Annotated in this window: 22 protein-coding genes; 13 read left to right on the forward strand and 9 right to left on the reverse strand. The window is 68.4% G+C overall.

Annotated features, from left to right (window positions below; translation table 11 throughout):
* The first annotated feature begins 81 nt into the window (after positions 1–81).
* The gene (locus ASG79_RS14555; protein WP_056392151.1) at positions 82–1,056 is read left to right on the forward strand and encodes an RluA family pseudouridine synthase; all 975 of its coding nucleotides are present in this window, start codon (positions 82–84) and stop codon (positions 1,054–1,056) included.
* On the opposite strand, the gene ASG79_RS14560 is transcribed toward ASG79_RS14555, so the two are convergent.
* Positions 1,028–1,558: an O-acetyl-ADP-ribose deacetylase gene (locus ASG79_RS14560; RefSeq protein WP_056392153.1), complete on the reverse strand. Its 531-nt coding sequence runs from the start codon at positions 1,556–1,558 to the stop codon at positions 1,028–1,030. The genes ASG79_RS14555 and ASG79_RS14560 overlap by 29 nt on opposite strands.
* Between ASG79_RS14560 and ASG79_RS14565 the strand changes: the two genes are divergently transcribed.
* Complete coding sequence (locus ASG79_RS14565; RefSeq protein WP_018770839.1) at positions 1,557–2,216, forward strand: DedA family protein; 660 nt, start codon at positions 1,557–1,559, stop codon at positions 2,214–2,216. The two genes, ASG79_RS14560 and ASG79_RS14565, sit on opposite strands and share 2 nt — an antisense overlap.
* On the opposite strand, the gene ASG79_RS14570 is transcribed toward ASG79_RS14565, so the two are convergent.
* The 3 genes from ASG79_RS14570 to ASG79_RS14580 form a co-directional block, all read right to left on the reverse strand.
* Positions 2,213–2,518, reverse strand: a complete 306-nt coding sequence (locus ASG79_RS14570) for a hypothetical protein (RefSeq protein WP_056392155.1) — start codon at positions 2,516–2,518, stop codon at positions 2,213–2,215. The two genes, ASG79_RS14565 and ASG79_RS14570, sit on opposite strands and share 4 nt — an antisense overlap.
* Positions 2,519–2,642: 124 nt before the next feature.
* Positions 2,643–5,450, reverse strand: a complete 2,808-nt coding sequence (gene ppc, locus ASG79_RS14575; RefSeq protein ID WP_018770837.1) for a phosphoenolpyruvate carboxylase — start codon at positions 5,448–5,450, stop codon at positions 2,643–2,645.
* A 79-nt stretch (positions 5,451–5,529) separates the two neighbouring features.
* Complete coding sequence (locus tag ASG79_RS14580) at positions 5,530–6,102, reverse strand: hypothetical protein (protein WP_056392157.1); 573 nt, start codon at positions 6,100–6,102, stop codon at positions 5,530–5,532.
* Between the two features lie 132 nt (positions 6,103–6,234).
* On the opposite strand from ASG79_RS14580, the gene ASG79_RS14585 reads away from it, so the two are divergent.
* Positions 6,235–7,107: a DUF1684 domain-containing protein gene (locus ASG79_RS14585; RefSeq protein WP_056392158.1), complete on the forward strand. Its 873-nt coding sequence runs from the start codon at positions 6,235–6,237 to the stop codon at positions 7,105–7,107.
* Here the strand turns inward: ASG79_RS14585 and ASG79_RS14590 are convergent.
* Positions 7,104–8,309, reverse strand: coding sequence for an acyl-CoA dehydrogenase family protein (locus tag ASG79_RS14590; protein ID WP_056392159.1), 1,206 nt, complete (start codon positions 8,307–8,309; stop codon positions 7,104–7,106). The genes ASG79_RS14585 and ASG79_RS14590 overlap by 4 nt on opposite strands.
* Positions 8,306–9,100: an SDR family NAD(P)-dependent oxidoreductase gene (locus ASG79_RS14595; protein ID WP_056392160.1), complete on the reverse strand. Its 795-nt coding sequence runs from the start codon at positions 9,098–9,100 to the stop codon at positions 8,306–8,308. Before ASG79_RS14595 ends, ASG79_RS14590 begins: the two co-directional genes overlap by 4 nt.
* A gap of 124 nt (positions 9,101–9,224) precedes the next feature.
* Here ASG79_RS14595 and ASG79_RS14600 point away from each other — a divergent pair, with 124 nt between their 5' ends.
* Complete coding sequence (locus ASG79_RS14600) at positions 9,225–10,544, forward strand: glycoside hydrolase family 76 protein (RefSeq protein ID WP_056392161.1); 1,320 nt, start codon at positions 9,225–9,227, stop codon at positions 10,542–10,544.
* On the opposite strand, the gene ASG79_RS14605 is transcribed toward ASG79_RS14600, so the two are convergent.
* Both ASG79_RS14605 and ASG79_RS14610 read right to left on the reverse strand, forming a co-directional pair.
* The gene (locus ASG79_RS14605; protein ID WP_056392163.1) at positions 10,541–12,181 is read right to left on the reverse strand and encodes a glycoside hydrolase family 32 protein; all 1,641 of its coding nucleotides are present in this window, start codon (positions 12,179–12,181) and stop codon (positions 10,541–10,543) included. The two genes, ASG79_RS14600 and ASG79_RS14605, sit on opposite strands and share 4 nt — an antisense overlap.
* Before the next feature lie 125 nt (positions 12,182–12,306).
* Positions 12,307–12,915, reverse strand: coding sequence for a YdeI/OmpD-associated family protein (locus ASG79_RS14610; RefSeq protein WP_056392165.1), 609 nt, complete (start codon positions 12,913–12,915; stop codon positions 12,307–12,309).
* Positions 12,916–13,040: 125 nt separating this feature from the next.
* Here ASG79_RS14610 and ASG79_RS14615 point away from each other — a divergent pair, with 125 nt between their 5' ends.
* The 7 genes from ASG79_RS14615 to ASG79_RS14645 all read left to right on the forward strand — a co-directional run bounded on the left by ASG79_RS14615 (position 13,041) and on the right by ASG79_RS14645 (position 19,458).
* Entirely contained in the window at positions 13,041–13,799 is a 759-nt protein-coding gene (locus tag ASG79_RS14615; RefSeq protein WP_056392167.1) for a hypothetical protein, read from the forward strand.
* Between the two features lie 9 nt (positions 13,800–13,808).
* Positions 13,809–14,348: an NUDIX hydrolase family protein gene (locus ASG79_RS14620; protein ID WP_018770827.1), complete on the forward strand. Its 540-nt coding sequence runs from the start codon at positions 13,809–13,811 to the stop codon at positions 14,346–14,348.
* Between the two features lie 88 nt (positions 14,349–14,436).
* The gene (locus ASG79_RS14625; protein ID WP_018770826.1) at positions 14,437–15,432 is read left to right on the forward strand and encodes a DUF6707 family protein; all 996 of its coding nucleotides are present in this window, start codon (positions 14,437–14,439) and stop codon (positions 15,430–15,432) included.
* 72 nt (positions 15,433–15,504) lie between these two features.
* Positions 15,505–16,233, forward strand: a complete 729-nt coding sequence (locus ASG79_RS14630) for an SRPBCC family protein (RefSeq protein ID WP_056392168.1) — start codon at positions 15,505–15,507, stop codon at positions 16,231–16,233.
* A gap of 51 nt (positions 16,234–16,284) precedes the next feature.
* Positions 16,285–17,580, forward strand: a complete 1,296-nt coding sequence (gene tgt / locus ASG79_RS14635) for a tRNA guanosine(34) transglycosylase Tgt (RefSeq protein WP_056392170.1) — start codon at positions 16,285–16,287, stop codon at positions 17,578–17,580.
* 22 nt (positions 17,581–17,602) lie between these two features.
* On the forward strand, positions 17,603–18,352 hold the full coding sequence (locus ASG79_RS14640) for a dienelactone hydrolase family protein (protein WP_056392172.1): 750 nt from the start codon (positions 17,603–17,605) through the stop codon (positions 18,350–18,352).
* A 167-nt stretch (positions 18,353–18,519) separates the two neighbouring features.
* Positions 18,520–19,458 (forward strand): type IV toxin-antitoxin system AbiEi family antitoxin domain-containing protein, encoded by a 939-nt coding sequence (locus tag ASG79_RS14645; protein ID WP_056392174.1) that lies wholly within the window; start codon positions 18,520–18,522, stop codon positions 19,456–19,458.
* A 123-nt stretch (positions 19,459–19,581) separates the two neighbouring features.
* On the opposite strand, the gene ASG79_RS14650 is transcribed toward ASG79_RS14645, so the two are convergent.
* Entirely contained in the window at positions 19,582–20,343 is a 762-nt protein-coding gene (locus ASG79_RS14650; RefSeq protein ID WP_056392175.1) for a queuosine precursor transporter, read from the reverse strand.
* 197 nt (positions 20,344–20,540) lie between these two features.
* Here ASG79_RS14650 and ASG79_RS14655 point away from each other — a divergent pair, with 197 nt between their 5' ends.
* Positions 20,541–21,197, forward strand: a complete 657-nt coding sequence (locus ASG79_RS14655) for a TetR/AcrR family transcriptional regulator (protein WP_056392177.1) — start codon at positions 20,541–20,543, stop codon at positions 21,195–21,197.
* Between the two features lie 22 nt (positions 21,198–21,219).
* Complete coding sequence (locus ASG79_RS14660) at positions 21,220–22,131, forward strand: TIGR01777 family oxidoreductase (RefSeq protein WP_056392179.1); 912 nt, start codon at positions 21,220–21,222, stop codon at positions 22,129–22,131.
* Positions 22,132–22,241 lie beyond the last annotated feature (110 nt).

Genomic DNA, 22,241 nt, shown 5'->3' on the forward strand with positions numbered 1-22,241 from the left:
TTGTCAAGAACTTTTTTATCGTCGGTGGCGGCTGGACCCGGCCCCGGAGGGCCACGGCCGCCCCGGTAGAATGGGCGGGTGATGCAATCCCCCCTTCCCGTGCGCGACGGCGTGAACGCCACCCGCCTGCGCCTTCCGGAAGAGGGTCCGTGGGACACGGCAATGGACTACATGATGCACCGCTGGGGACATATCGATCCGCAGGGCATCGAGGACAGGTTCGACGCCGGCGAGATCGTTGGCGAGGGCGGCGTCCCTTTGGACCGCGCCACTCCGCTGCAGGACCACACCTTCATCTGGTACTACCGCACGCTGCCGCCGGAGACGCGGCTGCCCGTGGAAATCAGCATCCTCCACCAGGACAACCACCTACTGGTGGTGGACAAGCCGCACTTCCTGCCCACCACCCCGGGCGGCACGTACATCCAGGAGTCGGCCCTGGTGCGCCTGCGCAACCAGTTGGACCTGCCGGACCTGATCCCCATGCACCGGCTGGACCGGATGACCGCCGGCGTCCTGCTCTTCTCCACCAACCCGCAGACCCGCGGCCGGTACCAGGTGCTTTTTGAGAAGCGGCAGGTGCAGAAGGAATACGAGTGCGTCTCGGCCGCTGAGCCCGCGCCGGGACATCCCGCCGTCGACTTCCCCGTGGTGGTGCGCAACCGGATGACCAAGTCGCGCAGCTACCTGCTGGCGGAGGTCATCGACGGCGAGCCGAACGCGGAAACCAGGATTGAGCGGCTGGAAACGTTCGACGGCGGCCCGGCGGCGGTTGCCGCGGGCACCGGTGCCCGCGGCAGGCCGCGCCTGGCCAGGTACCGGCTGGAACCGCACACCGGAAAGACCCACCAGCTGCGGGTGCACATGGCCTCACTGGGGCTGGGGATCGTGAACGACGCCTTCTACCCGGACCTGCTGGACAAAGCCCCGGACGACTACGCCAGACCGCTGCAGCTGCTGGCACGCGGCATACGGTTCGTGGATCCGATCTCCGGCCGGCCGGTGGAGTACCGCAGCAGCCTGGAACTCAGCGAAGCGGCCCCAACACGTCCCTGAACACCGCCTCCACGTCCGCGGTGTGCAGCACAAACTCCACCAGTTCCAGGCCGCTTGCCGGATGCGAGGCCCGGAAACCATCAACGGCCTCCAGCGCCGCCTGCGCCACCGCCGCAGCCGGCCACCCATAGGCTCCGGCCCCCACGGCCGGGAAGGCAAGCTCCCCGGCTTCCAACCTGTCGGCCAGCCGCAGGCTTTCGCTGAAGCAGGACACCAGGAGCGCACGGTTGGTCTGTCCGGCGCGGCGGTTGGGTCCCACCGTATGGATCACCCAGCGGGCCGGCAGCCGGAACGCCGGCGTGGCCACGGCGGCCCCGGTCTGCAGGCCGTGCGGCAGCGCCGTGACACGCAGCTCCCGGCACGATGCCAGCAATTCCGGCCCGGCGGCCCGGTGCAGCGCACCGTCCACTCCCCCGCCGCCCAGCAGCGAAGGGTCGGCGGCGTTCACCACCACGTCCACCCGCCGCTGCGTAATGTCGCCCTGCAGAACCGAGATCCGCATGCCGCCAGTTTCCCAAGTGCGGTACCTTGTGGCAATGGACTTCGGCGGCATTGACAGCTGGGGGGCGGCCCTTTATTTCTGGGTCATCCCGGTGGTGATCGGCGACGCCATTTTTCCGCCCATCCCGTCGGAGATGGTGGTGATTACCGGAGGCGCGCTGTCCGCCGACGGCCGGGCCAACGTGTTCCTGGTGCTTGTCCTGGCCGCCCTGGCCTCCTGGATGGGAGACATGGTGGTGTTCCAGCTCTTCCGGCGGCGGCTGAGCCATGTGCTGGACCGCTGGAAATGGGGCCGCCGCGTCCACGCCGGCATCCACGCCGGACTGGCCAAGGCGGGCCGTTCATCCACCTACGGCACCATCATCGGGGCCCGGTTCATCCCCGGCGGCAGGCTGGCCACATCGGCCGCCTCCGGGATCGCGAACGTCTCCGTGCGGGGCTTCAGCCTCTGCGCCGGGCTGGGGGCGGTCCTGTGGGCATGCTGGCTGGTGGGGCTGGGCTACTTCACCGGTTCGGCCACCAAGCTGCCGTTCTGGGCCAGCTCACTCATCGGCGTGGCCGTTGGCCTGGTGATCGGCGCCGTCGTGGGGATCATCGTCACCCGGCGGCGCGGTGACCGGTCGCCGGTGGAGGACGAGCCGATCCCCGACGCAGGCTAGACGGGCAGCCACTTGCCGCGGCTGCGCCGCAGCACGCTGAGCGAGCCTGTCAGCGCAACGCGTTCGACGGCGTCGCGCATCATGGCTGCCGACTCCACCGCCTGCCGGTTCTCGCCGCTGTACCCGCTGGCTTCGACGAGGAAGCGCAGGTTCAGCTGCGGCACGCCGCCGGCGAGCTGGAGCTGGTGCGCCTCCACGTGGTGGCGGGTGCCCAGCGCCTCCACGGCCGCGTCCATGACAGCCTCCGGCGGATTGCCCGGCCGCAGCCCGGTGATCTTGAGGCGGGTCTGGAAGGAAGGCATGCCTCCAACCCTATCCACACCCCCGCTCACATCCTGCTCCTGGACCCGAAACGCCCGCCCACCTTCCGGACGGGAGGTGGGCGGGCGTTCCATGGAAAGCCGCCAAACGTGAGCGGGCGTGTGCCTAGCCGGTGTTGCGGAGGCCCGCCGCCACGCCGTTGACGGTGATCAGCATGGCCCGCTGGAGGCGTTCGTCGATTTCCGCTCCGCTGATCCCGGCTTCGGTACGGATGCGGCGCAGGAGTTCCACCTGCAGGTAGCTGATGGGGTCCAGGTACTGGTCGCGGATTTCCAGCGAGCGCTTCAGCGTGGGCTGCGCGTCCAGGAGCAGGTTCTCGCCGGTCAGCTTCCGGACCTCGGCAACGGTGAGCTCATACTCGTCCCGGATGCTCCGGAACAGGTGGTGCAGCTCCTCCGGGACCAGGGTGGCCACGTAGTAGCCGGCGATGTCCATGTCCGTTTTGGCGAGCGTCATTTCCACGTTGGACAGCACCGAGCGGAAGAAGTGCCAGTGGTCCATCATCTCCACCAGCTGGGCGGAATGTCCGGCCTCACGGGCCGCCTTCAGTCCGGAACCGACGCCGAACCAGCCGGGCACGATCTGGCGCGACTGGGTCCAGCCGAACACCCAGGGGATGGCGCGCAGGCCGCCCAGCCCGGCGCCGGAGTCAGGGCGCTTGGAGGGGCGGGAGCCGATGTTGAGGGAGCCCAGCTGTTCCACCGGAGTGGAGGCCATGAAGTAGGCGGGCAGGTCCGGGTGGTCGATCAGCTTGCGGTAGCGGTCGAAGGCGGCGTCGGAAATAGTCTCCATGACGTGCCCGTAACGCTCCCGCTGGTCCGCCGAGGTCCGCGGATCGCGGTGCAGGGCCGAACCCTGCAGCACCGCGGCCAGGGACAGCTCCAGGTTTTCCCGGGCGAGTTCGGGCAGGGAGTACTTGTCGGAGATGACTTCGCCCTGCTCGGTGAACTTGATTTCGCCTTCCAGGACGCCGTTCGGCTGGGCAAGGATGGCGTCGTAGGTGGGCCCGCCGCCGCGGCCCACGGAGCCGCCGCGGCCGTGGAACAGGCGGACGCGCACCCCGTGCTTGGCGGCCACGTCGCGCAGTTTGCGCTGGGTCTTGTGGATCTCCCACTGGCTGGTCATCACGCCGGATTCCTTGTTGGAGTCCGAGTAGCCCAGCATCACTTCCTGGATGTCCCCGCGCAGCCGCACCAGTTCGCGGTAGGAGGGGTCGGACAGCAGCTGGTCCACGATCTCGGCCGAGGCGCGCAGCTCCTCGACGGTCTCCAGCAGCGGCGCGAAGCCGAGCTTGGCGTAGGGCTTGTCGCCAAAAAGGTTCACCAGGCCGGCTTCGCGGGCCAGCACGGCGGCGGCCAGGACGTCGTCGGCGCCGCGGGTCATGGAGATGATGTAGGTCTCGATGACGTCCGGGCCGTACATGCGCAGGGCCCGGCGGATCTCGCGGAAGACGTCATAGGTTCCGTCCGCGGCGCCGTCGAGCTTGATCGGGTGGCCGGACAGCGGGCGGCGGGAGGCCAGCTCGGAGCCCAGGACCTCGAAGCGTTCCTCGCGGCTCAGTTCGGCGTAGCGGAGCCCCGGGCCGCCGATCCGGTCCATCAGCTGCCCCACGGCGTCGTGGTGGTGGTCCGCGTGTTCGCGGATGTCCAGGGTGGCCAGGTGCAGGCCGAAGGAGGCGATGGCGCGGCGGACGCGGGCCAGGGACCCGTCCGCGGCCAGGGCGGCGGAATGGTTGCGCAGCGACAGTTCCAGCAGCTGCAGGTCTGCCATGAGTTCATCGGTTGCGTTGTAGTCGCGGCCGTGCTCGTGGTTGGAGTTTGCGGCCACCCGCTTGCCGGTGTTGATGAGCTTGGCCTTGATGCAGGTGAGTTTCAGCCGGTACGGCTCCTGGGCGTTCAGCTCCAGGACCCGCTTGTCCAGGCCGGGCAGCTTCTTCAGGTCCTCATCGATGGACTTCAGCAATGCCTCGTCCGCGCCTGCCAGTGCCGTGGAGTTGGACAGGATGGAAATCAGCTCATCGATCATGCCGATGCTGATCCGGATGGCGCTCTGGTTCTGGATCTGCAGGATTTCGCGGGTCACGGCGGCGGTGACATTCGGGTTGCCGTCGCGGTCGCCGCCGATCCAGGAGCCGAACCGGATGGGGGCGTCCTTGGACGCCAGGGTGACGCCGTGTTCGCCCAGGAGCTCGGAGAGCTCGGACAGCATCTCCGGCATGGCATCGGTGAGGATGCCGCCCAGGTAGTAGATGGCGTTCCGGGCCTCATCCACAGGGGTGGGCCGAACCTGGCGCAGCTCGTCGGTCTGCCACATCTGGTCAATGATCTCGGCCAGCTTCCGGTCCTGCCGGCGGCGTGCGGTGGACCCTTCGGCGGTGGGCTGGGCCAGGACGTCGGAGAGCTTGCGGATCTTGTCCAGGACGGAGCGGCGGGAGGCCTCGGTGGGGTGCGCCGTGAAAATGGGGCGCACGTCCAGCCCGTTGACCACTTCCTGCAGCACCCCGGGGCCGGCCTGGGTGGCGATCTCCGCCACGGTCTTGGCCAGCCAGCCGTCCTTCTCGGCCCGGGTCCGCAGGCCGCGAACGCGGTGGACCTGCTCGGCGGCGTTGGCCAGGTGGAAGTAGAACGCGAAGGCGCGCACCAGGTCGGTTGCCTGCTCGATGGGCAGGGATCCGAGCAGTTCACGGACCTGGGCAACGACGTCGTGCGCGCTCCAGGGGCCGGTGGCATGTGCACCGCCGCGGGCTGCTTCCTTGGATTCCTTGGTCAGGAGCCGGACCTGCTCCACCAGGTCCAGGAGTTCGGGTCCGTGCTGGCGGACCAGCGATTCCCCCAGAAGGGTGGAAACGCGGCGGACGTCCGCGCGCAGTTCGGAGGCGAGATCTGTTTCGGGCGCTGTTGCAGTGTGTGCCATTGAAGCAATCTTTCGAGGGTTATGGACTTGGCTCGTACACTGCGCTGGATACTGTGAGCCACGTTACTAGCTAAAGATGCTACCCCCGGTGCGGTGCAGCAGTGGAATCCGTCTCAAAGATGTCGCGGTACCCCACATGGCGCTTCACGGCGTCCAGTTCCACGCGGAGCTGCTCCACCTCGCTGCGCCAGGCGGCATCGTCAGCCTTACGACGGCGGGCCCTCCCCGCCTGAACGGCGGCGGCCGCCAGCCCCACCGGCACCGAAACGGCCAGGGCCCAGCCGGCGGCTGCGAAGAAGTCCAGGGCCACAGGCAACGCAGCGCGGAAGTCGATGAAGTCGTTGACCCCGCCGGCCATGCCCGCCAGGGCCCCATCAAGCGGCTCCAGGAACCGGCCCACCACCGGGGTCCCGGAAAGCGGCGGCGGAACGAGCTTGGCTTGCGCGTCCCCGCCCCAGCGCCCGTCCGCCAGGTGGTTCAGGACGTAGATGCCGGCGCCAACATTGGCTGCCATGAAGACGACGACGGCGGCGAGCGCGGCGAGGTCGGCCCGCCTGCGTCGCCATGCCAGCACCATGGCGCCGGCAACCATGGCCGCCAGCCAGGTAAGCGCCGCCAGCCACTCCCGATTCACTCCGGCAAGGATGTCCACCCCTCCATTCAACCCCGGCGGACCACCGTGCAGCTGGAATCCGGGATGCCCAGCGGGTTGCCGGCGTCCGTCCGGCGGAATGAACCGTCCATGCCTGCGGTTGTAGCGGGGGCAACGCAACCGGAAGGAACCATGGCCACCACCCCAGCCACCCCCGCTAACGCCCCCGCCGCCATTCCCGCCGCCAAGGTCGAGCGCTGGCAGCGCTTCCGCACCAACCGGGACAAAGCCCTGGCAGCGCCGCACGGCTGGCTCACCCTCACCTCGTTCCAGTGGCTCGAAGACGCCCCCGCCGCCGTCGACCTGGCCCCGGGCCTGTGGTCCACGGACCCCGGAGGCACCGCGGCGTTCCTCACCGCTGCTCCGCCGGACGGGCTCACGCTGGTGGGGACGGGGGAAAAGGTGGACGGCACGGTGTCCGCCGTCCTGGCGGACGAGGAGTCGCTGATGTGGGTGCAGTTCGGCGGCCCCAATGGGGACCAGGTGGTGGTGGAACTGGCCATGCGCGGCGGGCGGTACGCCATCCGCACCCGGGACTCTGCATCTCCGGCCTTCACCGGGTTTGACGGCGTCCCCACCTACCCGTACAACCCGGACTGGGAGGTGGCGGGCCGGTTTGAGCCCTACCCGGCCCCGGTGGACGTGCCGATCAGCACCGCGAACCCCCTGGTGGACGGCGTGCACCGCAGCGTGGGGGAAGTGGTGTTCAGGCTGCCCGGCAGCAACCATGAGTTCCGGCTCCAGGCGGAGGAAGAGAAGCTCGGCGCCCTGACCGTCACGTTCCATGACGAGACCAACGGCGACACCACCGACGAATGGCGGAAACTCTCCATGCCCAAGCCCCGGCACGATGCCTCGGGCAGGGCGACCGTGGTGCTGGACTTCAACCGGGCCATCAACTACCCCAGCGCCTTCACGCCCTACGGCACCTGCCCCATGCCGGTGAGGAACAACAGCCTGGACATCCGGGTGGAGGCAGGCGAGAAGCAGCCGTACCTTGCCTAGGAGATGGCGGAGATCCCGGTGATGGCCCGGCCCACGATCAGGGTGTTCACCTCGAACGATCCCTCGTAGGTGTAGATGGCCTCGGCATCGGCGAAGATCTTGGCCATCCGGTAATCGGTGACGATGCCGTTTCCGCCCAGGATGGAACGGCCCAGCGCCACGGTTTCCCGCATCCTGGCACTCAGGTAGGACTTGGCCAGCGCCACCTGCGGCATGTCGGCAGCACCCTGGTCCTGCAGCCTGGCGATTCCGGCCATCATGGCCATGCTGGCCACGGCGTTGCCCAGCATGGTCACCAGCTGCTGCTGGATCAGCTGGAAGTGTGCCAGCGGGCGGCCGAACTGCTCGCGTTCCACGGCGTACTGCCGGGCGACGTCGAACGCCGCCAGCTGCTGGCCCACCGTCTGCCAGGCCACCATGATCCGCGAACTGCGCAGCAGTTCCTTGGTGTCCTCGAAGCTGTTGATCCCGCTGAAGCGGTCCGCCTCCGGTACCCGGACGTCCCGGAACACGATGTCCGCGTTCTGGACAGTGCGCAGCGCGATCTTGTTCTCGATCCTGCTCCGGCTGACCCCCGGCAGGGTGGCGTCCACGACGAAGCCCCGCACGGAACCGTCCCCCTCGTCCCGTGCCCACACCAGCATGTAGTCGCAGAATGTCCCGTTGCCGATCCACCGCTTGGCGCCGTTGAGCACCCAGGTGTCGCCGCCGTCGTCCGGTTCCCCGGTGCTGGACGATATCCGCCGTGCCCGCGTCTCCATGCCGCCCGCCACGTCGGACCCGTGCAGGGGTTCGGTGAGGGCGAAGGCGCCCGTGGTGCGCAGCTCCGAGGCGTCAGCCAGCAGCCGCTGCTTCTGGTCCTCGCTGCCGAAGGTGTGCAGGGACTCAACGAAGAGATCGTGGTGGACCAGGAAGAAGGTGGCGATGGAGGTGTCCACCCGGGTCATCTCCGCAATGACCAGCCCGGCGAACAGGTGGCTGTAGCCGCGGTGGGCGGGCGTGCTCAGTTCCAGCGCAGCCAGCTTGGGCAGGATGTGGGCGGGGAACTCGGCCTTGTTCCACCAGTCCCCGGCGTACGGCGCCACCTCGGCGGCCAGAAAGTCCCGCAGCTCGGCCAGCTTGTTCCTCTCGGCCTGGCCCAGCAGGGATTCGACGGCGAAGAAGTCCGCCGCGGGCAGCTGTGACACGTCAGGCGCGCTCATTTCGGCCCCATCCGGATGGCACCGTCAAGGCGGATGGTTTCGCCGTTCAGCATGGCGTTGTCCACGATGTGCGCCACCAGGCTGGCGTACTCCGCCGGCTTGCCCAGCCGGGACGGGTGCGGAACCTGGGCGCCCAGCGAGTCCTGGGCCTCCCGGGGCAGGCCGGCCATCATGGGGGTCTCGAAGATTCCCGGCGCAATGGTGACCACGCGGACCAGCGAGCGCGCCAGCTCCCGCGCGATGGGCAGCGTCATGGCGGCCACCGCCCCCTTGGACGCGGAATATGCAGGCTGGCCGATCTGCCCTTCAAAGGCCGCCACGGAGGCGGTGTTGATGATGACGCCGCGCTCCGGGCCGCCCAGCGCGGTGACGGCAGGCTCGGTGGCCACCATCGCCTCGGCCGCCAGCCGCAGGACGTTGAAGGTGCCGATCAGGTTCACCTGGATGACACGGCTGAACGTTTCCAGCGGCAGCACGCCGTCGCGTCCCAGGACCTTTCCGGGGGTGGCGATCCCGGCGCAGTTCACCACGATCCGGAGCGGCCCCATCCCTGCGGCGGTCCCGACGGCGGCCCGCACGTCCGCCTCGCTGGTCACGTCAGCGGGGGCGAAGACGGCGGACTGGCCGGCTTCGGCCCGGCCGTTGAGTTCGTCCGCGGCTGCCTGCCCGTTGGAGGACGGGAGGTCAACGAGCACTACGGAGGCCCCGCCGTCGAACAACCTCCGCGCCGTGGCAGCTCCCAGCCCGGAGGCACCGCCTGTCACCAATGCGACGCAGCCCTTAATGTCCATACATCCTCCTTGATGCGTGTCCCCATGCCGCGGCGCGGCCTCGAGCAACAGTTAATGAATGTTAACTGAAATGCGCCACCGCCGCACGCGCCCGGGCTGCGTGTGCCCCGTTAGGGTGGACGGCATGACCTCCAGCAGCACCTCCTTGACCGCCTGGCAGGACAGGGCGAACCACGCGGCCCAGTCGGTGACCGCGCTGTTCGGCCGGAAACTGCTGTTGCTGCCCGGAACCCACCTGGGCGCCGTGCTGTGGCAGAGCAAGCACCCGGCGGGGCAGGACCAGCCTGCGGCGGAGCAGGACCAGCCTGCGGCAGGGCAGGGACAGGAGCCCGGCGGCCGGCGGCTGGGACGGTGGCTCGCGGCGCTCCGGCGCGTCCGGCCGGCCGCGGGCCTGGTCCTCCCGTGGCACTACTGGTGGCAGGCCCATTACGTGGACTGCCTGGTGGATACCGGCCGGCGGGAGCTGGGCGGCGGAGCCACCCCCGCGGCCCGGTTCAACGGCCCGGACCGGCCCAGCGCCGGACGCCTGGCCTCGCGCCTGGTCACCGGCATCAGGCTGCGCAACGCCCTGACCTTCGTGAACAGCTACTACGACGACATGGCGTGGCTGGCGCTGGCAACGCTGAGGCTGGACGGGCTGGCTGAGGAGACACGGCGCCCCGGCCGCCGCCGCAACGCCACGGTCCGCGCATCGCTGACGCTGCAGTTCGACGCCGCATGCACCGATGACCTGGGCGGCGGCACGTTCTGGAGCAAGAAGCGGGACTTCAAGAACACCCCTGCCACGGCCCCCGTGGCGTTGTTCTACGCCCGCACCGGGCAGCGCGGCAAGGCGCAGGCGCTGCTGGACTGGCTGGACGCCACCCTCTTCGACCTGGACCAGGGCCTGTACCTGGACGGTGTGCGCCCGGACCCCGCCGGCGGCGTGGTGGTGGAACGCGCCGTGTACACCTACAACCAGGGTCCCGTGCTGGGGGCCTTCCTGGAACTGGGCGGCGACGCCAACCTCGCCCGGGCGGCAGCCCTGGTGGACGCGGTAAACATGAAGCTCACGGCCGTGGACAGCCCAGTGCTCCGGTGCGAAGGAACGGGCGACGGCGGCCTCTTCACCGGGATCCTCTGCCGCTACCTGGCGCTCGCGGCAGCCGACACCCGGCTGCCCGCAGCCACCCGTGCCACGGCTGCCCGGCTGGTGACGGACACCGCGGAGGCGTTCTGGTCCGGCCGGCGCTCCGTCGGCGCCGGGGAGGCCAGGGCACGGCTTGAAGGCACCAGCATCTTCTCCATCCATGCCGCCCACCCGGCCGCTGAGGCGTATCCCCCGGGCGCCGCCGTCGAGCTTTCCACGCAGCTGCAGGCGTGGATGACGCTGGAGGCTGCCGCGGCCGTTGCCGCGGCAGTCACCGCGGCAAGTCCCGACGGCAGCGCGCCAACCGCTGGCTAACGGATGCCGGCCAGGGGCGTGACGGTGCCGGCCCCAAGCAGCACCCCGCCGTCGGCCGCCAGGCGGGCCTCCCTGGGGCCCGCGGGCGGAAACACCAGGGAGGTCAGGGACTGCCCGCCGACGAAGACCTCGATCGATGAGCGGTCCACGTATGCCGTGAGGTGCACCGTGTCCCCCGTGGGCCGGACCTGGACGGAACGCGGCTGCCGGTACTCGGTGTCGGCTGCCGGGTCGGCGGCCTTCCGTTGGCCGCCTGCCACCGTGTCACCGTCGCGGGCCACATAGGCCCGCCCGGCAGTGAAGTCGTAGCCAATGGTGGCGTAGGTGCTCCCGCCGCTTTGCAGGAGCAGCCGGGCTTCACCGGTCCCGTTCCCGGGTTTCTCCAGTTCGACGTCGACCTTGAAGGCGCCGCCCTCGGGAACCGGCAGCGGCTGCCCGTCCCCGATGCTGCCGGCCTGCAGGTGCGCCGGGTCCCCCTCCAGCGACCGGAGCCCGGCGGTGGGCGATGACGCCAGCACCGGGCGGCCGCCCTCGGAGGTGAGGCTGATGTCCCGCACCACCGAGGCGGCCCCCTGCCAGTCCTTTGTGGGCAGCTGCCGGGCGTAGGCCCAGTTGTTCATCCAGCCGATGGCGTGCCGGGAGGCCTTCCGCCGGCCGTCGTCCAGGCGCGGATCCTCCCAGGTGACGGCCGCGTAGAAGTCCGGGCCGCCGTCGAGCCACTGATGGCTGCCCTCGGGGGTGAAGGCCTTGCCGTCAAAGCCGCCGGTCCAGTAGGCCAGCCCCGTGCTGCGGCCCTCGGCGGAGCCGTTGGCGCTCGCCGCCAGGACCCAGGTGCGCTTGGCGGGGTCGCCGTCGACATCCATTTGGAAGAAGTCCGGGCACTCCAGGATGCCCAGCCCGTCCTTCTGGAAACCCGACACATAGGTCCATTGCAACAGGTCCTTCGAGGTGTAAAAGCCGATCTTGGAACCCTCGGCAAGCAGCATCAGCCACTGGTTGTTGGCGTCGTCCCGGACGATGCGCGGATCCCGCCAGTGCTCGGCGCCGGGGTTCTCCATCACGGGGTTTTGCCCGTAGCTTTGAAAGCTGTAGCCCTTGTCCGTGGAGTAGAACAGGGACTGGCGCTGGACGCCGTCGTGCTGCTGGGTGAGGACGGCGATCACCGCCCCCTTGCCGAACCCGGCCGTCCCCTCGGTGTCCACCACCGCGGATCCGGTCTCGATGTCGCCCAGGCCATTGCGGAACTTCTGGATGGCCACGCCCTCGTTCTTCCAGTGCACCAGGTCCGTGCTGGTGGCGTGGAACCACTCGGTGCCGTTTCCGTCCGGGTAGTCAGCGTTGTAGAGGTAGTAATAGTGCCAGACGCCGTCCAGCAGGAAGGGCCGCTGGGGATCGTTCATCCAGCGCTGGTCCGGGCTGAGGTGGTAGGCGGGGCGGTAGCCGGGATCCTGAGCCGGAGAAGATTCCGTGGGTGCGGCCGTGGGCTGCCCGGCCGGCCGGCTGTCGTCACGCTGGGCATTTCCCACGAGCACCAGCGAACCGGCCAGGGCCAGGGCTGCAACCGCGGCCACCACGGACCACAGGAGGGGCCGCCGCCGAAGGGCTGCAAACGCGGTTCTGAAAAAGGTGGATGGCATGTCGTGTCAATCCGTCGCTGAACGCACAAGTGCCGTCCCCCGGGTTCGGGGAACGGCACCAGCGCAAGTGAACCGTCAATTTTACCGGCCCGGCGCCCGGGAACCGAATCCCGGAGCGTCATGAACTATTGCCGGTCCTGGCCGGCAGGGCGCTTCTTCTGCGGAAACGGGGTTTCGCCCCGGGCCAGCATCTCCACGAACCCCGCGATCCGGCGTTCCCGGGTGGCTGCCTGCTTGGCCGAATTGGTCCTGTACACCAGGGCGAACAGGTTGGTTTTAGTGAGGACGTCGAACATCGCCTGGGCCTCGGGGTTCGCGGCAATCGCGGCAGCCAGGTCTGCCGGAACCTTCACGTCGGCCTGCCCGCCGTACGCTGCGTCCCAGCGGCCGTCCGCCTTGGCCGCCTCCACCGCCGCCCTGCCGGCGTCGGTCATTTTCCCCTCCTCTTCCAGGCGCGCAACGTGCCCCACGTTCCGGGCGGACCAGACGCTCCGCGGACGCCGCGGCGTCATCCGCTGGAAGGAGCTTTCATCATCCCGGCGCCGCAGCTGCCCGTCGATCCAGCCAAAGCAGAGTGCCTCGTCCAGCGCCGCCGGGTAGTCCAGGCCGGTTACCGTGCCGCCCTTCTTGTGCAGGACCAGCCACACTCCCGGGCTGGTCCTGTGGTTTTCTTCCAGCCATGCACGCCAGGCGGCAGCGTCAGGTACCAGCAGTTCCTCGAGGTCATCGGCCATGGCCCCATTCTGCCCGGAGAATCCCAGGCCACAAGCCCTGTGTGCGCCGGCGCTTCCGGTGGCATCATGGCCATACAGCAGCCGTCACCCACGGCCGCCCGTCAACCAGCATCAAGGACAATGCCATGCTCCGAGTCCGTCCCGTCCACTTCACGTCCCGCATCGAGCCCTGGAAGCAGTTCCTCACCGCCCTGGGAATGGTCCAGACAGAGGACGACGGCGGGTGGCAGGTCTTCGACTCCGCGTCAGGCCGCCTGGCTTTGCACGGCGCCGAGGCAGGGGCCGGCCAGGACGGCCGCACCGTGTTTGGGGTGGAAGTGGGCGACGTGGCGGAGTTCGCCCGCCGCACCAACCTGTCCGCCCAGGAGGGCGGACCGCAGGCGGACGGAACGCAAGAGGAACCAACGCAGCCGGCCGAACTCGTCGCAACGGACCACGGTGAGGCCTGCCGGGTCACCGCGCCGGACGGATTCAGCTTCCTGGCGGACAAGGCCGTCCACGGCGCCCAGTGCGCCGATGCCGATCCCGCACTGGCCGTCGCCGGCGTCTGGTACACCCCGGACCCGGAGTCAGCCATCCGCACCCTGCTGCACGCCGGCGCGCGTCCCCGGCCGGTGCCGGACAACGACGAAACCGCCGATTTCACGGCCAAGAACGGCGGCGTCCTCCTGGTGCGCCCGGCGTCGGGGCCCCCGCGCTCAGGCCTGGGCTTCGAATACGACGGCGGGCTGGAACCGTTGCGGGAGCGCCTCGCCGGTGCCGGTTTCCCGGCCAGTCTGACCGAGGAAGCCTTTGGGAGCACCCTTCACGTGGCCAATCCGGACGTGGGCAGCCCCAACGCGCCCGCCACGCTCTGGATCTCCCAGCACCGCCCCATGGGGTAGAACTTAACCATGAACGTGCGCACACCTGACCCGAATCCCGGCTGGCTCTCTGAAGAAGACCTCTTTGAGGCCCGCGGGCGGCTGCCCATGGTGTACGTGGAGGCCGTGCCGGTCAGGCTGGATCCGCTGGGGTACGTCAACGAGGTGGGCACGCTGCTGCAGGCCGACGCCGACGGGACAATGGTGCGGTCCCTGGTCTCCGGCCGGGTCATCTACCGCGAAACCATCCGCGCCGCCCTGCTGCGGCACATGGAGAAGGACCTGGGCCCCCTGGCGTTTCCGCAGCTGCCGCTCAGCCCCGTGCCGTTCACGGTGGCCGAATACTTCCCGGCACCGTCCCAGACGGGGTTCACCGACGAGCGGCAACACGCCGTGTCCCTGGCCTACATCATCCCGGTCACGGGCGAGTGCGAACCCCGCCAGGACGCCCTGGAACTGACATGGATGACCCCCGAGGAAGTCCTCAGCCCTGGCGTCCAGATGGAGTTCGCGGGCGGCCGCGGCGGCCTCATCCGGCAGGCCCTGGCGTTCGCAGGTGTGGGCTTCTGACATCCGCGCCGGGACCTGGGGGTCCCCGGTTTTAGGCGCCCGCCTTTGTAGACTGTAGGGCGGACCGCAAGAGAACTTAAGGACTCCCATGACCGAATCACCAGCCGCCAGGCACCACCGTGAACAGCAGGCTGGATCTCTGACCACCGGCACCCACATCCTCCTTCCGGACGGCCACCGCACCGCCGAAATCGACCAGGTGGAGCTTGAGCGGGACGATTTCGGCTCCCCGGCACTGGTGCTGGCAAGCCTCTCCGGCGGCGGGACGCTGCGGGTCGCCATAGGTGCCACCGTCACCGTTGTGGACGGAACGCACGACGACGTCACCCAGCTGCCGCTGCCGGCTGACCTCCCGGAAGCCACACCGCCGGTGGAAACCGCCGGGACCGGGCCCATCACCGTGGCGCCCGCCGTCGTCGTACCTCCCCTGCCGCCGGTACCGCCCGCGGCGACCGGACCCAGCGAGGAGGAACTCGCCCTCATCCCGGCTCCGGCCGGCACCCCTGAGTCCGTGGTGGAAGCCGCCGCCGAGGCCCACCCGGATGCCGAGGGCGTCCTGCTCCTGGCCGACCGGCTCTCCAAGGGCGTCAACTTCAAGTCCGGCAGCTGCCTGAAGGACCTTACCGACCTGGCGCACGAATTGTTCATCACGCTCAAGGATGCCGACGGGGCTCTGGCCGTGGCTGACCTCCTCACCGTGCTGCCCTATGACGGGAACCCCGGCCGGTGGACCTCGGTGGAGGCCTCCCTCGCCCTGGCCAGCTACATCTGCCGGCAGGACGGCCAGGACGAACGCGCCGAGGTCTATGAGAAGCTGATCCGCACCCCGGAAAACCAGGAAACGGATGCGTTCAAGGCACGCATGGCCGCCAAGGTGCGGCAGCGCTCACTCAACGAACCCAACCTGTACGACAAGGAAATCTTCCGCTCCATCGACAACTCCAACCACGATGCCGAGCGTGAATGGCGGTTGCTGCGGCTGGAAAGCCTGCTGTTCCTGCGGGCCCACGGCGGCTCGGAAACCATCGGGATGCCCGAGCTGGAACGCCGGATCAGCAATGAGCTGGAGGCTGTCCGGTCCTGACCGCAGGACCGGCTTCGGGGCGGGGGAAATTACCCCTACCCGGGGCGTAGCCGGAGTTGTACATTCGGGGCTATGACCAACAATCTCAGCGTAGTGATCAACGCCGACGCGCCGCAGGTCTGGACCATGCTGCGTGAACCGTCCAAGGTAGCCCAGTGGCACGGCTGGCAGGCCGAGGACCTGGAGTCCGAGATCAAGGAGATCTACTTTTCCAGCGACGTGGAGGAATCCGCGGACCATACCAGCCTCACCGTCCACGGCGGGGACACGTTCGAGCTTCACCCGGTGGCCGGCGGAACCCGGGTCAGCGTCACCCGCGGGGCCATGGATCACGACTCCGAGTGGGCTGCCTGGGACGAGGACATCACCCAGGGCTGGCTGACCTTCCTGCAGCAGCTCCGCTTTGCCCTGGAACGCCACCCGCACGGCAAGCGGCACACCCTGTTCCTGCACCTGACAGAGGGGAAGGGCTCCGCGATCGAGAAGCTGGGGCTGGCCGACCTCCCTGCCCCGGGCGAGCCGTACCAGGTCACCTTGGATACCGGAGAGGAAATCAGCGGCAAGGTCTGGTACCGGACCAGCCACCAGGTGGGACTCACCGTGCACGGCTACGCAGAGCATGGCGAGGGGCTGCTGGTGGTGGCCGACCATCCCGCCATCAAGGACGTCCGGGCAGAGGGTGAAGGGTCGCTGGTCATCGCCTCCACCTACGACCTGGGCGCCGGCAAGGTTGACGCCATCCGGTCCGCCTGGGATTCGTGGCGCTCCAGGAACTACCCGGACTCGGAACCGGTCAGCTGACGGCGCCGGCTGGTTTATTGAGGCAGCGGCAATTGCTGGCACACTGGTACCGTGCCTGCCGATCCCGCCTTTGCCCTGCCTGATACCCGGTCACAGTTTTCCTTCACGGTGGGCACCCGCCTGGCGGAGACCTGTCCGCCGGCTGCCGCCCGGACGGCTGAAAACGGCGGGGAGTTCCTGGGCCGCACCGGCACCATCACCACGCCGCACGGTGAAATCCAGACGCCGGCGTTCATCGCCGTCGGGACCAAAGCCACGGTAAAGTCCGTACTGCCGGAATCCATGGCAGACCTGGGCGCCCAGGCGCTGCTGGCCAACGCCTACCACCTGTACCTGCAGCCGGGGCCGGACATCCTGGACGCGGCCGGCGGCCTGGGGGCCTTCATGAACTGGCCGGGCCCCACCTTCACGGACTCCGGCGGATTCCAGGTGATGAGCCTGGGCTCCGGGTTCAAGAAGGTCATCGACATGAAGACTGTGGCCGCCGCGGGCGCGCCCGGACCGGACGATGCCGTGGCCCCCGGCAAGGAACGCCTGGCCCATATCGACGACGATGGCGTCTGGTTCAAGAGCCACCTCAACGGGGACCGCCACCGGTTCTCCCCCGAGATCTCCATGCAGGTCCAGCACCAGATCGGGGCGGACATCATGTTCGCGTTCGACGAGCTCACCACCCTGCAGAACTCACGTGGCTACCAGGAGGAGTCGCTGGAGCGCACGCGCCTATGGGCGGAGCGGTGCCTCGAGGAGCACTTCCGCCTCACGGAGGCCCGGGCCGGCAAGCCCTACCAGGCCCTGTTCGGCGTGATCCAGGGCGCCCAGTACGAGGACCTTCGCCGGAAGGCCTGCCGGGACCTGGGTGCCATGCCGTTCGACGGGTTCGGGATCGGCGGGGCGTTGGAGAAGGAGAACCTGGGCACCATCGTGCGGTGGTGCAACGAGGAACTGCCGGAGGACAAGCCACGCCACCTGCTGGGGATCTCCGAGCCGGATGACATTTTCACGGCCATCGAAAACGGTGCCGACACCTTCGACTGCGTCTCCCCCACCCGGGTGGCCCGGAATTCCGCGTTCTACACCCCGGACGGCCGGTTCAATCTCTCGGGCGCCAAGTACAAGCGCGATTTCGGGCCGCTGCAGGAAGGCTGCGACTGCTACGCCTGCGCCAACTACTCGCGGGCGTACATCCACCACCTGTTCAAGGCCAAGGAGATGCTGTCCGCCACCCTGATCTCCATCCACAACGAGCGGTTCGTGGTGAAGATGGTGGATGACGCCCGGCTGGCCATCGAGTCCGGCACCTTCTTCGATTTCAAGGCGGAAACCCTGGGCCGGTATTACTCCTAGGCACGTCCGCTAGGCTGGCCGGATGCTCATTGATATCCCTGCCGCGGAAGGTACTGCAGAGGCCTTGGTGGCCCGCCCGTCCACCGGAACCGGTCCTTTTCCCGGCGTCATCCTTTACATGGACGCCTTCGGCCTGCGCCCCCGCATCCAGGAGATGGCCCAGCGCATCGCCGACTGGGGCTACGTGGTGCTGGCCCCCAACGTTTTCTACCGGGACGGAACGGCCGCCGAACTCGCCCCCGCCACGGACATGACCACCCAGCAAGGCCGGGAAGCGGCGGGCAGGGCCGCCTTCCCGCGGATTGGCCGCCTGACTCCTGACAAGGCGCTGCCGGACATCGACGCGTGGATTTCGGCGCTGGCGGCACTGGACGGCGTCACCCCCGGCCCCATCGGCACCGTGGGCTACTGCATGGGCGCCCGGCTGGCTGTGCGCACCGCCACCTCCCACCCTGAAGTGGTGGCTGCCTGCGGCGGCTTCCACGCCGGCGGACTGGCCACTGACGAGCCGGACAGCCCGCACCTTGGGCTCGGGAAGGCGCGGGCCCGGTTCGTGTTCGGCCACGCGGACCATGACCGGAGCATGGCTCCCGACGCCGTCGCCCGGCTGGGCAAGGCGCTCCAGGCTGCGGGGCTCGAGGCGTCCAACGTCGTCTATGAAGGGGCGCCCCACGGGTACACGATGGCGGACACGTCGGCCTTCCACCCTGATGCCACCGAACGCCATTTCCGTGAGCTGCGTGCCCTCCTGGACGGGACACTGAAGGGCTGACCCGGCCGGCCGCCGTCGAACTCGCCGGAAAGCTGCCGGATCGCCGGAACGTTGCGGCGAGCCGGACGGGTTCCGGCGATCCCGGGAGGCAGGACGGGCCTGGCAGGTTTTCCACATGACGACGGCGGCGCCTTCCTGAGCTGTCGCAGCGGCAGGATCCTGTCGGGATGACACCCCAGCCGCCAGTCCGCCTCCCCTCCCTTCCGAGCACCGGCAACCTGTGGCGGACGGGGCAGTTGCACGAGAGAGGCCTCAATTCCCGGGCCATCAAGGCATTGGTCCTCCACGGGAAGCTGGTACGTCTTCGCCACGGCTGCTACATCCGCGCTGAGCTGTGGGAGAAGCAGACAAGTCCCGTCCGCAGCAAGCAGTTGATTCGCGCCCACGCGCACGGGACGCTGACCAGGTCTGCGGGCGGCTATGTGTACAGCCATACCTCTGCCGCCCGGCTGCACGGTCTGCACTTGTGGGCAGTCGATGACACGATCCACCTTCTGCTGCCGGGGAACCCTTCCAGCGAGCGGCTCGGCAAGGATGTCCGGGGCCATACCCGGCCGTGGACAGCGTCGGAGGTGGTAACCCTCGGCGGCCTCAGAGCGACCTCGCTGGAGCGGACGGTAGTGGATTGCGCCATGATGCTGGGTTACCGGCAGGCCCTGGTGCTCACCGATCACGCCCTCCGGCTTGGGGCCGACAAAACCCTCCTGGAAAGCATGGCCGAGGGCCTGGAGGGACGCCGCGGGGTCCGGACCCTCCGGCGCGCCCTTACCCACGCAGATCCACGTTCGGAGTCAGCTGGTGAAACACTAACCCGCGAACTCCTGACGCGGCTGAAACTTCCCCTGCCGGAGCCTCAAGTGTTGGTGGCAACACGTGCTGGCCGGTACCGGCTGGATTTCGCCTGGAAGGATAAGAAGGTGGCACTCGAATTCGACGGGAAAACGAAGTACTTCGACTATGGGCCAACGGCTGAGGTGCTGTTTCAGGAGCGGCAGCGGGAGAAGGCCCTCACCGAGAATGGCTGGACCTTCCTTCGCCTGACATGGGCCGACCTTTTCCGTGAACATGAGTTCAAAGCCCGTGTCCTTGCTGCGCTCCGGCCCTAGCCACGCCGGCCGGAGCGCCAAATCGCCGGAACGGGACCAGGCCGCCGGTAATTTCCGGCGATCCGGCAGCTTTCCGGCGATCCCACGCGATCAGCAGTTGGAACGTACGACGCCGGGCGGCAGCTATGCGGCGTTTGTCACCGCTTCCGCGGCGGGGCCCGCGACGCCGTAACTGGGCTCGCGACGCTTGACCCAGTTGATGACCAGCGAGGTCACGGGGACGAAGAGGAACTCCACCACGGTCTTGTAGACGAAACCCACCAGCACGTAGTTCACGAAGCTGCCGGGGTCGGCGATGCCGATGACGGGTGCGGCGATGCTGCAGAAGATCATCGTGTCCACAAACTCCCCGGCGCCCGAGGATCCCATGAGCCGCGCCCATAGGGACTTCTCCCCGGTGCGGGCCTTCATCCGGACCAGGATCCAGGAATTGATGGTCTGCCCCGCCAGGAATGCCAGCAGGGAGGCCAGGACGATTTGTGGCACGGGGCCAAGCGCCCCTTCCAGGGCGGACTGCTTGGCGGCACCGTACTCGTCGTCGAATCCGGGCAGCGCAATGACTACCCAGTAGCAGAGGGAAGCGAAGACGGACAGCGCAAATGTGGTGAAAATGGCTTTGCGGGCCACCTTGAAGCCGTAGACCTCACTGATCACGTCGCCGAGGATGTAAGCCAGCGGGAAGAGGAAGAAGCCGCCGTCGGTGACGATGGGGCCGAATGCCACCCCCTTGGACGCTCCGATGTTTGACAGGATCAGCACCACTGCCATGGCTGCCAGCATGATCCCGAAGTAGGGCGAACCGATGTCCGCGAATCTGGCGGCGGGACCTGCGGCAGTGGGTTGGACGGTTTGGGGCAGGGCACTGTGGCCGGGGGCGGAGGTCATCGAGGGATCCGTTCAGGAGTGGTTGGCCGGCCTGCCGTACTGGGCGGCCGGTTGTATTAGCACTCGTGCCATTCTCGCACCGGGCCGCGTGGCAAAGCTCCCCAAAGGAGAAGGGTTGATTAGCCCCGACAGTTTTTGAACATGTTCAACTATTGTGGCACACTGCTTTTGAACATGTTCAAAAAATGGGGATGCCGATGGCAGCGAAGAGCGAACAGACCAGGCAGCTGGTGGCGGACACGGCGCTGCGCATGTTCCGAGATATCGGGTTCGAGAAGACCACCATGCGCGCCATCGCCGCCGGGGCAGGCGTCTCCGTCGGCAACGCCTATTACTACTTCGCGTCCAAGGATGACCTGGTCCACGAGCTGTACATCCAGGTGCAGGCAGAGCACGCGGCGCGGGCCTCGGAAGCGTTGGACGGGACCGCTTCCCTGGCTGAGCGCCTGAAGGCCACGCTGCATGCCGGCCTGGACGTCATGGCCCCTTACCACCGGTTCGGCGCGGACTTCGTGGCCACCGCAATCCGGCCAACATCACCGGTGAACCCCTTCTCAGCACGGTCCACGCCTGCGCGCGAGGCCTCCCTGGACATCTTCAGGCGCACTGTGGATGGGGCCCGGCCCGGCGTACCGAAGAAATTGCGGACCGATCTGCCGGAGCTGCTGTGGCTCTGCTACATGGGCATCACCCTCTTCTGGGTCTATGACGCCTCGGAGAGCCAGAGGCGGACCAGGAGGCTGGTGGACGGCGCGGCCCCACTCATTGCCCGCGGTCTCGCTCTGGCCCGCATCCCGGGAGTCAGCAAGGTGTTGGACGACGTCCTGGACCTGGGCCGCAGCATCCGCGATTAGAGAAGAAACATTGGGGGAAAAGATGGGCTGCACAAAGACCGTTGTGGTGGCGGGGGCTTCCGGCTTCATCGGCACGTACCTTCGCCGGCGCTTCCAGGAAGACGGATGGACCGTGAGCACCATTGGACGCAAGGGAACCGGCAGTTCCGCGGCAGTATGGGCCGACGACGCCGGCATGGCCCGGGTGCTCAACGGCGCCGGGCTGGTGGTGAACCTCGCCGGACGGTCCGTCTCCTGCCGCTACAACCGGCGGAACAAGGCGATCATCATGGACTCGCGCGTGGCCACCACCCAGGCGCTCGGGCGTGCCATCGCACAATGCCCGGAGCCGCCGTCGACCTGGTTGAACGCCAGCACCGGCACCATCTACCGCGATGCCAGGGACCGCCCCCAGCCTGAAACCGACGGCGAGCTTGGCTCCGGGTTCTCCGTGGACGTGGCCAAAGCGTGGGAGGCCGCCCTCGCGGCGGCCACCACGCCGGCCACCCGGAAGATCCCGCTGCGGATCGCCATCGTGCTGGGCCGCGGCGGCGGCGCGCTGGCGCCGTTCGCCAACCTGGCGCGGCTGGGCCTGGGCGGCCACATGGGCGACGGCAGGCAGAAGTTCAGCTGGATCCACGTGGAGGACCTGTACCGCAGCATCCGCTTCCTGCATATGCGGACCGACGTCACCGGACCCGTTAATGTGGCGTCGCCGGACGTGGTGAGCAACCGGGAAATGATGCGCCTGGTGCGGCGCGCCTACGGCGCCCGCTTCGGGCTCCCCACCCCTGCGTGGCTCCTCCGTGCAGGGGCCGTCCTGATCCGCACCGAAACCGAGCTTGTGCTCAAAAGCAGGTGGGTCCAGCCGCAGAAACTCCTCGACGCGGGCTTCGTCTACAGCCAGCCGGAGCTGGGCCGGGCACTGCTGCAGATCGCCAAGGGCCGGGAATGAGCCGCCCGCTCCGCGTCACCTTCGGTCCTGCGCGTTCCTTCCCGGCGCGGGCCTTACGGTCCTGGTCTTCGGGTTCCCCCTGGGCTTCCCCGGCTATCTCTACGGAACGC

Source organism: Arthrobacter sp. Soil761, assembly GCF_001428325.1.
GTDB lineage: Bacteria > Actinomycetota > Actinomycetes > Actinomycetales > Micrococcaceae > Arthrobacter.